This window comes from Rathayibacter tritici (genome assembly GCF_002932875.1).
GTDB lineage: Bacteria > Actinomycetota > Actinomycetes > Actinomycetales > Microbacteriaceae > Rathayibacter > Rathayibacter tritici.
The window spans coordinates 130,859-143,230 of the sequence record NZ_PSWS01000053.1; the positions used below are offsets into that span (position 1 = coordinate 130,859).

Here is a 12,372-nt window from a genome sequence, read left to right on the forward strand (position 1 = left end):
GGGCGGATGCGCAGGGTCATCATCCTCGGCTCGACCGGGTCCATCGGCACGCAGGCCCTCGACGTCATCGGCGCGAACCGCGAGCGGTTCGAGGTCGTCGGCCTCGCGGCCGGCTCCAACCGCTCCGTGGTCGCCGAGCAGGCGAGAGCGTTCGGTGTCGAGCACACGGCGTTCGGCGCCGAGGAGGCCGAGCAGTTGATCCGCACGGTCGACGCGGACGTGGTGCTCAACGGCATCACCGGCTCGGTCGGCCTCGGGCCGACCCTTGCCGCGCTCGAGGAGGGGCGGACGCTCGCCCTCGCCAACAAGGAGTCGCTGATCGTCGGTGGCGAGCTGGTCACCTCCGTCGCGGCCCCCGGTCAGATCGTCCCCGTCGACTCCGAGCACTCCGCGATCGCTCAGGCGCTCCTCGCGGGCGAGCACCGCGAGGTGCGGCGGCTCGTGCTGACCGCGTCGGGCGGGCCGTTCCGAGGCCGCGACCGCGCCTCCCTCCGCGATGCCACCCCCGCTCAGGCACTCGCGCACCCGACCTGGGACATGGGCCTGGTCGTCACCACCAACTCCTCGACCCTGGTCAACAAGGGCCTCGAGGTGATCGAGGCGCATCTACTCTTCGACGTGCCCTACGACCGGATCGACGTCACTGTGCACCCGCAGTCGGTGATCCACTCGATGGTCGAGTACGTGGACGGCTCGACGATCGCCCAGGCGTCGCCGCCGGACATGCGCCTGCCGATCTCGCTCGGCCTCGATTGGCCGCACCGCGTCGCCGGAGTCGGTGTGCCGCTGGACTGGACCCGCTCGCACAGCTGGACCTTCGAGCCGCTGGACGAGGAGGCGTTCCCCTCCGTGCGCCTCGCCAAGCGCGTCGGCGAGGCCGGCGCCTCCTACCCCGCCGTCTTCAACGCCGCGAACGAGCAGGCCGTGCAGGCTTTCCACGCCGGCCGGATCGGCTACCTCGACATCCTCGAGACGGTGGAGGCCGTGGTCGACGCGCACAGCGTCGACGGCGCGCTGACCCGGGAATCGCTGGCCGCAGCGGAGCAGTGGGCGCGCCGCACAGCGGACGAGCGGATCGCTCGGGGCTGACGCGACGCCGTAACGTCAGCTGAGAGTGCTCCTCATCCACCATCGCGGCTGAGGTGCGCTCTCAGCTGACGTTGTGCGTTCGACCCGCGGGTACACACGGCTCAGTGCATCCGTGCAGGCGCACCCCAGCGCGGGCGACCGGCTCCGGCCTACAGTGAGTCGGTGGAATCCGTGCTGCTCTTCGTCCTCGGCGTCGTCATCATCGCCGTCGGCGTCGCCCTCTCGATCGCGCTGCACGAGGTCGGGCATCTGCTCCCGGCCAAGCTGTTCGGCGTCAAGGTCACTCAGTACATGATCGGCTTCGGTCCGACGCTCTTCTCCCGGCGCCGCGACGAGACCGAGTACGGCGTCAAGGCGATCCCGCTCGGCGGCTACATCGCGATGATCGGGATGTACCCGCCGAAGCATCCGGGGGATCCCGTCACGGAGTCACCGGTCGGCATGTTCCAGGGCATCGGGTACGAATCGTCGGACAAGCGCGCGTCGAAGCGGCCGTCCATGATCGACGAAGCCCGTGCAGCGAGCGCCGAGACGATCGGCGAGGGCGAGGACCACCGTGCCTTCTACCGCCTCCCCGTGTGGAAACGCGTGATCGTGATGGCAGGCGGGCCCTTCATGAATCTCGTGATCGCCTCGGTCCTCTTCACCGTCCTGCTCTGCGGCATCGGCATCCCGCAGAGCACCAGCACCCTCGCCGCGGTGTCGCAGTGCGTGGTCCCGGAGTCGCAGCGCGCAACCGCGACCTGCACCGCCGACGACCCGCTCGCCCCCGGAGCTGCCGCGGGACTCCTGCCCGGTGACACGATCACGGCGATCGACGGCACTCCGGTGAGCACCTGGAACGATCTGACTCCGATCATTCAGCGTTCGGCAGGAGTACCGCTGAGCGTCTCGGTCGTCCGCGACGGCAGCTCGCTGACCCTCACCATCACCCCCGCCGAGAACGAGGTGGCGGTCACCGACCCGAACGGCGCGGCCGTCACCGACAGCTCCGGCGCACTTCGGACGCAGACGGTCGGCTTCATCGGCATCTCGCCCACCTCGGGACTCGCTCAGCAGCCGGTCACGGCGGTGCCCGAGACGGTCTGGTCGAACATCACGAGCGTCGCCCACGTCATCCTGAATCTGCCGCAGCGCCTCATCGACGTCGCTCAGGCGGCGTTCGGCTCGGAGGCGCGCGACGCCAACGGCCCGATCAGCGTCGTTGGAGTGGGCCGCATCGCAGGCGAGATCGCCGCCTCCGATCAGCTGCCGATCGTCTCGAAGGTGCAGACCATGGTCGGCGTCCTCGCTTCCCTCAACGTCGCCCTGCTCGTGTTCAACCTGGTGCCCCTCCTGCCGATGGACGGCGGACATATCGCGGGTGCCCTCTGGGAGGGCCTGCGCCGCCGGATCGCCAAGCTCTTCGGACGCCGCGACCCCGGCCCCGTCGACATCGCGCGCCTCCTTCCGCTGACGTACGTCGTCGTGCTCGTGCTCGGAGGGATGAGCGTCCTTCTGATGTATGCCGACATCGTGAAACCGATCACGCTGTTCTGACCTGCCACGCCGATCCTTCGCCGGAAGCGATTCGTCCTGTCACCCTGGGGGGACTCCAGCCGGTTTCGCTCGCTTCACGGGGTCGCTCCCTGCTCGGGCGTGATGGGCTGGGGTGGCGAGGTGCGATGTGCAGGGGATTCGGCTTCCCGGATTCCAGCGACGCGACTGGGAGCGCTCTCAGCCGTCGGGGTCCTGCAGATCGGACGGGGTCCTGCAGATCGAACGGGGTCCTGCACATCGAACGTTCTCCTGCAGATCCGTTCGCCCGAGCGAGGCGCGACGGGACTCGATCGCCCCTCGGTCTCCCCTCCGGGTCGGGTGCCGCCTGGGAAGACGCGGCGAGCGGACGGGGGGTCCCGCGGCGCGCGTACGATGGGGCGCGTGCCAGCAGTGAATCTGGGTCTTCCCAAGGTCCCCATGACCCTCGCCCCCCGCCGCAAGTCCCGCCAGATCAAGGTCGGGAAGGTGCTCGTGGGCGGTGACGCGCAGGTCAGCGTCCAGTCGATGTGCACCACTCCGACCACGAACATCAACGCGACCCTTCAGCAGATCGCCGAGCTGACCGCCTCCGGCTGCGACATCGTCCGAGTGGCCGTCCCCAGCCGCGACGACGCGGAGGCGCTGCCGATCATTGCGAAGAAGAGCCAGATCCCGGTCATCGCCGACATCCACTTCCAGCCGAACTACGTGTACGCCGCCATCGACGCCGGCTGCGCCGCGGTCCGGGTGAACCCCGGCAACATCCGCAAGTTCGACGACCAGGTCGGGAAGATCGCTGCCGCCGCAAAGGCCGCGGGCGTCTCGATCCGCATCGGCGTCAACGCCGGCTCGCTCGAGCCGAGCATCCTGCAGAAGTACGGTAAGCCCACCCCCGAGGCCCTCGTCGAGAGTGCCGTGTGGGAGGCGAGCCTGTTCGAGGAGCACGACTTCCACGACTTCAAGATCTCGGTCAAGCACAACGACCCGGTCGTTATGGTGAAGGCCTACCGCCAGCTCGCCGAGCGCGGCGACTGGCCGTTGCACCTCGGCGTCACCGAGGCGGGCCCGGAGTTCCAGGGCACTATCAAGTCGGCCACCGCCTTCGGCATCCTGCTCGGCGAGGGCATCGGCGACACCATCCGCGTGTCCCTCTCGGCCCCGCCGGCGCAGGAGGTCAAAGTCGGACTGCAGATCCTGCAGTCCCTGAACCTCCGCGAGCGCAAGCTCGAGATCGTCTCCTGCCCGAGTTGCGGCCGCGCGCAGGTCGACGTGTACACCCTCGCCAATGACGTCACCGCCGGCCTCGAGGGCATGAGCGTCCCGCTGCGCGTCGCCGTCATGGGCTGCGTCGTCAATGGTCCGGGTGAGGCGCGCGAGGCCGACCTGGGCGTCGCCTCCGGCAACGGCAAGGGCCAGATCTTCGTCAAGGGCGAGGTCATCAAGACCGTGCCCGAGGCCGAGATCGTGCAGACCCTGATCGAGGAGGCCAACCGCCTGGCCGCCGAGATGCCCGCGGACGATACGTCGACCGGAGCCCCGGTCGTCTCCGTCGGCGCGAACTAAGTCGGCGCGGGGCGGATCGACGTGGTCCGTCCCGCTCTGCGTCTCGCTCTCGGCGTCGTCGCCGTGGCGCTCCTCGCCTCCGGAGTCGCCGCGCTCCGCAGCGGTCCGTCGTCCGAGGCCGGGGAGTGCATCGACAGCCGGACTCCGCAGGATCCGTTCGGCTGCGACCGCTGGGTGCTGACCGCGGCCGAAGGGGAGACCCCGTACACGGCCTGGGTCGAGGACGCCCGCGTTCGCCTCCGCTCCGAGCGCATCGGCGGGGCGCCCACCCTGGTCGTCGGTACTGGCTGCCTGGTGGTCAGCGCGACGTACCGGATCGACGGCGGCGTGCTGGTTCCGGGCGGCGAGGTAACCGGATCGGACGCCTGCTCCGACGCGCCGAGCCCCGAGGCGATCCGACTCCGAGCGCTCCTCTCGGGTCCGATGGCGATCGGAGGGACTCCCGACGACGTCCTGCTGGACGGCACGGGCGGCGCCGTCGTCTTCTCGCGCATCCCGGGCTGAGGCGCTCCGGCGCATCGCGAGCCGCGGGAGTGCAGCGGATAGGATCGTCCCTCGTGGTCACCCGTCTCTCGCATCTGTTCGTCCGCACGCTCCGGGAGGACCCCGCCGACGCCGAGGTCGCGGGCCACCGCCTCCTTGTCCGCGCGGGCTACATCCGCCGCCAGGCGCCCGGCGTCTTCGCCTGGCTGCCGCTGGGCCTGCGGGTGAAGCGTCGCATCGAGCGGATCATCCACGAGGAGATGGAGGCGGCCGGCGCCCAGGAGGTGCACTTCCCTGCTCTGCTGCCCCGCGAGCCCTACGAGCTCTCGGGACGCTGGACGGAGTACGGCGACGGCGTGTTCCGGCTGAAGGACCGCAAGGACGCCGACTACATGCTGGCCCCGACGCACGAGGAGTTCTTCACGCTGCTCGTCAAGGACCTCTACTCCTCCTACAAGGACCTGCCCTTGTCGATCTACCAGATTCAGGACAAGTACCGTGACGAGGCGCGTCCGCGCGCTGGCCTCCTGCGCGGCCGCGAGTTCACGATGAAGGACGCCTACTCCTTCGACTACACCGACGCCGGGCTCGATGCGAGCTACCAGCGCCAGCGCGACGCCTACGAGCGGATCTTCGCGCGCCTAGGGCTGGAGTACGTGATCGTTCAGGCCGACGCCGGCGCGATGGGCGGCTCGCGCAGCGAGGAGTTCCTGCACCCCACCCCCGTCGGCGAGGACACCTTCGTCCGCTCGGCCGGTGGCTACGCCGCGAACGTCGAGGCGTACCGAACCCCCGTCCCTGCGGCGCTGCCCGTCGAGGGTCAGCCGGAGGCGCGCGTCTTCGACTCACCCGACACCCCGACCATCCAGACTCTGGTCGACCTGGCGAACTCGACCCAGCCCCGCCCCGACGGCCGCGCCTGGACCGCGGCGGACACGCTCAAGAACGTGGTCTTGGCGCTCACCGCGCTCGATGGCACCCGCGAGCTCGTGATCGTCGGCCTGCCCGGCGACCGCGACGTCGACCTCAAGCGGGCCGAGGTGGCCTTCGCGCCGGCCGAGGTCGAGGCCGCGACGGCCGAGGACTTCGCGAAGCACCCCGGATTAGTCAAGGGCTACATCGGCCCGTGGTCGTCGGAGGGCGCGGTTCTGGGCGAGGAGTCCACGACTGGCGTGCGCTTCCTGCTCGACCCGCGGGTGGTCGACGGCACCGCCTGGATCACCGGGGCCAACGTGTCCGGGCAGCACGTGCTCGACCTGGTCGCGGGTCGCGACTTCCACGGCGACGGCACCATCGAGGTCGCGGATGTGCGCACCGGCGACGAGGCGCCCGACGGCTCCGGCCCGATCGAGACCGCCCGGGGCATGGAGATCGGCCACGTCTTCCAGCTCGGCCGCAAGTACGCCGACGTCCTGGGCCTGAAGGTGCTCGATGAGAACGGCAAGCTCATCACCGTCACGATGGGCTCCTACGGGATCGGCGTGACCCGTATCCTCGCGATCATCGCCGAGGCCACGCACGACGACCGCGGCCTGCTCTGGCCCGCGAACGTCGCCCCCTTCGACGTGCACGTGATCGCGACTGGCAAGGACGCGGCGGCACTGCAGCTCGCGGAGTCGGTCGGCGCCTCGCTGGAGGCGGCCGGCCGCGACGTGCTGATCGATGACCGACCGAAGGTCTCGCCGGGCGTCAAGTTCGGCGACGCCGAGCTGATCGGTGTGCCCGTGATCGTCATCGCCGGGCGGAGTGCAGCCGACGGGATCGTCGAGCTCTGGGACCGCCGGTCCGGCGAGCGCGAGCAGCTCCCCGTCGCCGAGGCTCTCGTCCGACTGGGCGCCTGACACCCCTGCGAGAGCCCTCGCCGCCGTCCTCCCGGGCGCGCGGCGAGAGCTTTCGTGCCCGTCCCACTCCGCCCGACGCAGCGAGATGATCGCGCTGGCCACCACGGTGATGAAACCGGCGCCCCGGCAGGACCCGAACATCCGAGTCAGCTCCACCACTGCTCTCGCCGCCGCAGCATCTGCTGCACAGCCGCCTACCCCGGACGAAGTGGCTGCTCTCGCGTCTGCATCCCCCGACGCGCTGGCCAACACAGCCACGCCCACTCCGTCTCCGCGGGGGTCAAAACAGAAGAGCGTTGTCAGCAACGCGCCTCTGCTTGCGTTCGGAACGGACAGCACCGCGCCTGTCACGGTCAGCGCACCGTTCGCCGACACCGCCACCGCAGCCCCGACACAACAGGCGGGCGTGACTGTCTACGACAACCGCAACAGCACGTCCACGGTCGCCGTCACGCACACCGACGGCTCCGTTGCTGTCAACACCGTCATAGGGAGCAGTTCCGCCCCTCACGCCCACAGTGACAACCTCGATCTTCCTGTCGGATCGAGCTTGCACGCCAATGACAGCGGCACAGTCAGCGTGCTCGACGCGGTCGGGTTCTGGAGCGGAGGCGTGAAGGCCGCTTGGGCCCGCGACGCGAACGGAACGAGTATTCCTACCCATTACGACATCGCTGGCACGACACTCACTCAGATCGTCGACCTCTCTCAACCCGGTATCGCCTTCCCTCTGGTCGCGGACTCGTGGTTCGGTCAAGACCTCATCGATCACGTCACGTGGGTACAGGGCGACCCGCAGCGGGGACCCACCGCGCAGGTCTACCCCACGGACTACGGACGCGACCAGCTCGCCGTAGGCCCCGACGCCAACGAGGCCGCCTGGGGAGAAGCCCTGGAGAAGGGCGACCGGTCTTGACTCGATCACAACAACCTCCACGACCAGTTCAGCTGTCACTTCCTCGGCCGCACCTCCATCGCAGGCAAGGAGAGCTGGAACCTCGACAGCAACCGACCCGACGTCGGACTCGCTGCCACGATCGCCGCCTCCTGCACTCCACAAGGTGGAGAAGGCTAGCTCAACGGGCAGGAACGGTCGGTTCCTGATCGTTGTGTTCTCTCGGACGCCGCACCGGGCGCGTCCTGTCGGATCTTTCACGACGCCCTCTGCCACTCCTCCCGTTCCTCCCACCGCTTCCGGGTGTGCGGGTGGACCGTGCGGCCGCGTCGGGTACCCTGGATCGCTGATCCGGGTGTGAGCCCGGGGCGAACGTCCGCGGTCACCACCGCTGGATCCAAGTGAATAGAGAGAAAGGCCCGCCCGTGGACATCGACTTGAGCGTTCTGCGACTGATGGAGCGCGAGCGCGAGATCCCGTTCGAGGAACTCGTGCAGATCATCGAGCAGGCGATCCTGACCGCCTACCTCAAGCACATCGGCCAGGCCGACGACGCCGACAAGGCCACCGCCGTCGCCGCCCGTGTGCACCTGGACCGTAAGACCGGCCACGTCTCGGTCTTCGTGCCCGAGTACGACGACGAGGGCGCCGTCGTGGGCGAGGCCGAGGACTCGCCGCGCGACTTCGGCCGCATCGCCGCCTTCGCCGCCAAGCAGGTCATCAATCAGCGCCTGCGCGACATCGCCGATGAGCACGTGCTCGGCGAGTTCAAGGGCCGCGAGGGCGATATCGTCGCCGGAGTCATTCAGCAGGGCCCGAACCCGCGGATGATCCACGTCGACCTCGGCTCGATCGAGGCGATCCTCTCGCCGGAGGAGCAGGTGCCCGGCGAGGACTACAGCCACGGGCGCCGGATCCGCGTCTACGTCACGAGCGTTGGCCGCGGGCCCAAGGGCCCCTCGGTCCACGTGTCCCGCACCCACCCGTCGCTCGTGCGCAAGCTGTTCGCGCTCGAGGTCCCCGAGATCGCATCCGGCGTGGTCGAAATCGTCTCGCTCGCCCGCGAAGCCGGTCATCGGACCAAGATCGCCGTTCGCGCGACCGAGCCCGGTGTGAACGCCAAGGGCGCCTGCATCGGCGAGCTCGGCCAGCGCGTGCGCGCGGTGACCGCTGAACTCAATAACGAGAAGATCGACATCGTCGACTACTCCTCCGACCTGCCGACCTTCGTCGCCAGCGCTCTCTCACCGGCCAAGGTGACCAGCGCGTTCGTGATCGATCAGAGCCTCAAGGCCGTCCGGGCGCTCGTCCCCGACTATCAGCTCTCGCTCGCCATCGGCAAAGAGGGCCAGAACGCCCGGCTCGCCGCCAAGCTCACCGGCGCGAAGATCGACATCCAGCCCGATTCGGTGATGGACGGGGAGTGATCCGCGCGCATCGGCTCGACGGGGGAGCGGTCTCGGAGGGGAGGGAGTAGGGTGGAACCCGTCAGAACGTGCGTCGGCTGCCGTTTGCGCGCTCCCCGGGCCTCTCTTCTGAGGCTGGTCCTCCACTCGAACGTCCTCGCGGTAGATCCGCGTGCCGTTCGTCCCGGACGGGGAGCGTGGCTCCACAACGCGGTCGACTGCTACGAACTCGCGGTCAAGCGCCGCGCGTTCGGCAGGGCGTTTCGGACGCGCGAGAGCGTGGACGCGAGCGAACTGGAGCAGTACCTCGCACGATCCGACCGGCTCGGTCCCTCATCCGGAGGGCCCGGAGCAGCGCACGATCACACCATAGAGAACAGGCAGAACGGCCCGTGAACTGATCATGAGCGAAGACTGATGAGCGGCTCGATATGAGACCCGTCCGTTCGTAACGCCTGCCCCCGTCTTGGGTGCAGGCCCAAGACAGGAGAGAAGTGGCAAAACCACGCGTACACGAGATCGCATCCGAACTCGGTGTCGATAGCAAGGTCGCACTTGCGAAGTTGAAAGAGCTCGGCGAGTTCGTCAAGGGACCGTCCTCGAGCATCGAACCCCCGGTCGCCCGCAAGCTCCGCCAGGCCCTTCAGGGCCAGGGCGGATCCGCAGCGGGCGCGTCGTCGACCCCGGCGACCCCTACCGCCAGCGCCCGGCCCGGGGCTCCCCGCCCCGCCGGCGCACGCCCCTCCGCGCCGACGCCCGGCCCGGTGAAGCCGCCCGCTCCGGCGCCGGCTCCGCCGATGTCGGTCGCCGAACGCCAGGCTCAGGCTCAGGCCGCCCAGGAGGCCGCGGCCGCTCAGCGCGCTCAGGCCGCGAAGGACGCCCCGGCCGAGGCCGCCGCTCCGGCTCCGACCGAGGCGGCCGAGGCCCCGGCCGCGACCGACAAGCCGACGTCCGGCCCCACCCCGGGCGGACCCAAGCCTGTGACTCCGCGTCCGGCTCCCGCCGCGAACACTCCGCGCCCCAGTGGTGCCTCGGGCGGCTCCAACCGCCCCGGCGGCACCCCGCGTCCGGGCAACAACCCGTTCGCCAGCAACCAGGGCATGGGACAGCGTCCGGCCGCCCCGCGCCCCGGCAACAACCCCTTCGCCAGCTCGCAGGGCATGGGATCGCGTCCGACCCCGGGCAACATTCCCCGCCCCGCAGCTCCGCGCCCCGGCACGCCCCGACCCGGCGGACCCGGTATGGGCCAGCGCCCCGCCGGCTTCGGCCAGCGTCCCGGCGGGCCCGGCGGCGGCGCGGGACGTCCCGGCGGTGCCGGTCGTCCCGGCGGCGGCGGATTCCAGCGCCCCGGCGGTGCTCCCGGTGCCGGTGGCGGCTTCGCCCCCCGTCCCGGTGGCGGCGGCGGTCGCGGTCGCGGCCCCGGCGGTGGGACCGCGGGCGCCTTCGGCCGCGGTGGCGGCAAGAGCAAGGCCCGCAAGTCCAAGCGCACGAAGCGTCAGGAGTTCGAGCTCAGGGAGGCCCCGTCGCTCGGCGGTGTCAGCGTTCCCCGCGGGGACGGCAAGACGGTCATCCGTCTTCGCCGCGGCGCGTCGATCTCGGACTTCGCCGACAAGATCGAGGCCATGACCGGCGTGCCGGTACCCCCCGGCAACCTGGTCACCGTCCTCTTCGCCCTCGGCGAGATGGCGACGGCGACCGAGTCGCTCGACGAGGCCACCTTCGAGGTGCTCGGCTCCGAGCTCGGCTTCACGATCCAGGTCGTCTCGCCCGAGGATGAGGACAAGGAGCTCCTCGAGGGCTTCGGTCTCGACCTCGAGCAGGAGCTGGACGACGAGACGGACGAGGACCTCGAGATCCGTCCCCCCGTCGTCACCGTCATGGGTCACGTCGACCACGGAAAGACGCGCCTGCTCGACGCGATCCGCAACGCCAACGTCGTCGCCGGCGAGGCGGGCGGCATCACGCAGCACATCGGTGCGTACCAGGTCGTCGCGGAGCACGAGGGCATCGAGCGTCCGATCACCTTCATCGACACCCCGGGTCACGAGGCGTTCACCGCCATGCGAGCCCGCGGTGCCCAGGTCACGGACATCGCGATCCTGGTGGTCGCGGCGGATGACGGCATCATGCCGCAGACCATCGAAGCGCTGAACCACGCCCAGGCGGCCAACGTGCCGATCGTGGTCGCGGTGAACAAGGTGGACAAGCCCGACGCGAACCCGGCCAAGGTGCGCCAGCAGCTCACCGAGTTCGGGCTCGTCGCGGAGGAGTACGGCGGAGACGTCATGTTCGTCGACGTGTCGGCCCGTGCCGGCACCGGTATCCAGGACCTCCTGGACGCCGTGCTGCTCACCGCGGACGCCGGTCTCGACCTGCGCGCCAACCCCGACAAGGAGGCGCGCGGAGTCGCGATCGAGGCGAAGCTCGACAAGGGACGCGGTGCGGTCGCGACCGTCCTCATCCAGTCGGGAACGTTGCGGGTCGGCGACGCGATCGTCGCCGGAACGGCGTACGGCCGCGTGCGTGCGATGGCGGACGAGAACGGCAACGCCGTCCTCGAGGCCGTACCGTCGCGTCCGGTTCAGGTGCAGGGACTCTCGTCCGTGCCCCGCGCCGGCGACACCTTCCTCGTCACCGAGGAGGATCGCACCGCTCGCCAGATCGCCGAGAAGCGCGAAGCCGCTCAGCGCAACGCCCTGCTGGCCAAGGCCCGCAAGCGCATCTCGCTCGAGGACTTCACCCGTGCTCTCGAGGAGGGGAAGGTCGAGTCGCTCAACCTCATCATCAAGGGCGACGTGTCCGGTGCCGTCGAGGCGCTGGAGGAGTCGCTCGTCAAGATCGAGGTCGACGACTCCGTGCAGCTGCGGATCATCCATCGCGGTGTCGGTGCGATCACGGAGTCGGATGTCAACCTCGCGACGATCGACAACGCGATCATCGTGGGCTTCAACGTCCGCCCCGACCCGAAGGCCCGCGAGCGCGCTGCCCGAGAAGGAGTGGACATCCGCTTCTACTCGGTCATCTACAACGCGATCGAAGAGGTCGAGAACTCGCTCACGGGCATGCTCAAGCCCGAGTTCGAGGAGGTTCAGTCCGGTGTCGCCGAGATTCGCGAGGTGTTCCGCTCCTCGAAGGTCGGCAACATCGCGGGTGTCATCGTCCGCTCCGGCACGATCACCCGCAACTCGAAGGCGCGTGTCATTCGTGACGGCGTGGTCGTCGGTGACAACCTCGCCATCGAGTCGCTGCGTCGCTTCAAGGACGACGTCACGGAGGTCCGTACGGACTACGAGGCCGGTATCGGTCTCGGTAAGTACAACGACATCCAGATCGGCGACGAGATCGAGACGATCGAGATGAAGGAGAAGCCGCGAGGCTGATTCGTTCCACTGGAAGGCCCGGGTCCGCCCGGGCCTTCCGGCGTTTCTCCTGGTGCGCAGTGGGATCGGGAGGGGACTCTCGTCCTCTCCCTCCTCCGGAGGAATGGGAAACGCCCTCGTCTCGGAGGCGCGGACCCTCCGACGGGCGCTGCCGCGGGTTGAGACCGAGGCGGCCGCGGCCGTCGCAGACTCGGGAA

The 12,372-nt window shown here is 69.6% G+C and carries 9 protein-coding genes and 1 pseudogene; all 10 read left to right on the forward strand.

All coding sequences use genetic code 11. The annotated features are described in order from the left end of the window. Nucleotides 1-6 precede the first annotated feature (6 nt). Nucleotides 7-1,089, forward strand: a complete 1,083-nt coding sequence (gene dxr, locus C5D07_RS09095; RefSeq protein ID WP_104259195.1) for a 1-deoxy-D-xylulose-5-phosphate reductoisomerase — start codon at nt 7-9, stop codon at nt 1,087-1,089. A gap of 162 nt (nt 1,090-1,251) precedes the next feature. Beyond that, complete coding sequence (locus C5D07_RS09100; protein ID WP_211286370.1) at nt 1,252-2,628, forward strand: M50 family metallopeptidase; 1,377 nt, start codon at nt 1,252-1,254, stop codon at nt 2,626-2,628. 381 nt (nt 2,629-3,009) lie between these two features. Next, nucleotides 3,010-4,170, forward strand: coding sequence for a flavodoxin-dependent (E)-4-hydroxy-3-methylbut-2-enyl-diphosphate synthase (gene ispG, locus C5D07_RS09105; RefSeq protein WP_181026329.1), 1,161 nt, complete (start codon nt 3,010-3,012; stop codon nt 4,168-4,170). 21 nt (nt 4,171-4,191) lie between these two features. Then, nucleotides 4,192-4,674: a hypothetical protein gene (locus C5D07_RS09110; RefSeq protein WP_068253945.1), complete on the forward strand. Its 483-nt coding sequence runs from the start codon at nt 4,192-4,194 to the stop codon at nt 4,672-4,674. 53 nt (nt 4,675-4,727) lie between these two features. Then, entirely contained in the window at nt 4,728-6,494 is a 1,767-nt protein-coding gene (locus C5D07_RS09115) for a proline--tRNA ligase (protein ID WP_068253942.1), read from the forward strand. Between the two features lie 85 nt (nt 6,495-6,579). After that, nucleotides 6,580-7,410, forward strand: a complete 831-nt coding sequence (locus C5D07_RS15365) for a hypothetical protein (protein WP_146076658.1) — start codon at nt 6,580-6,582, stop codon at nt 7,408-7,410. A gap of 15 nt (nt 7,411-7,425) precedes the next feature. Next, nucleotides 7,426-7,569, forward strand: a pseudogene (locus tag C5D07_RS16430) (DUF2599 domain-containing protein); the annotation flags it as partial. Between the two features lie 245 nt (nt 7,570-7,814). Then, complete coding sequence (gene nusA / locus C5D07_RS09130; protein WP_068253939.1) at nt 7,815-8,816, forward strand: transcription termination factor NusA; 1,002 nt, start codon at nt 7,815-7,817, stop codon at nt 8,814-8,816. 51 nt (nt 8,817-8,867) lie between these two features. Next, complete coding sequence (locus C5D07_RS09135; RefSeq protein WP_084415910.1) at nt 8,868-9,191, forward strand: YlxR family protein; 324 nt, start codon at nt 8,868-8,870, stop codon at nt 9,189-9,191. A gap of 98 nt (nt 9,192-9,289) precedes the next feature. Next, nucleotides 9,290-12,175 (forward strand): translation initiation factor IF-2, encoded by a 2,886-nt coding sequence (infB, locus tag C5D07_RS09140; RefSeq protein WP_068253936.1) that lies wholly within the window; start codon nt 9,290-9,292, stop codon nt 12,173-12,175. The last annotated feature ends 197 nt before the right edge of the window (nt 12,176-12,372 follow it).

What these genes read in the sequence shown, in the direction of transcription:
- C5D07_RS15365 (WP_146076658.1), top strand. Translation starts at nt 6,580, where the DNA reads ATGATCGCGCTGGCCACCACGGTGATGAAACCGGCGCCCCGGCAGGAC.
- dxr (WP_104259195.1), top strand. Translation starts at nt 7, where the DNA reads ATGCGCAGGGTCATCATCCTCGGCTCGACCGGGTCCATCGGCACGCAG.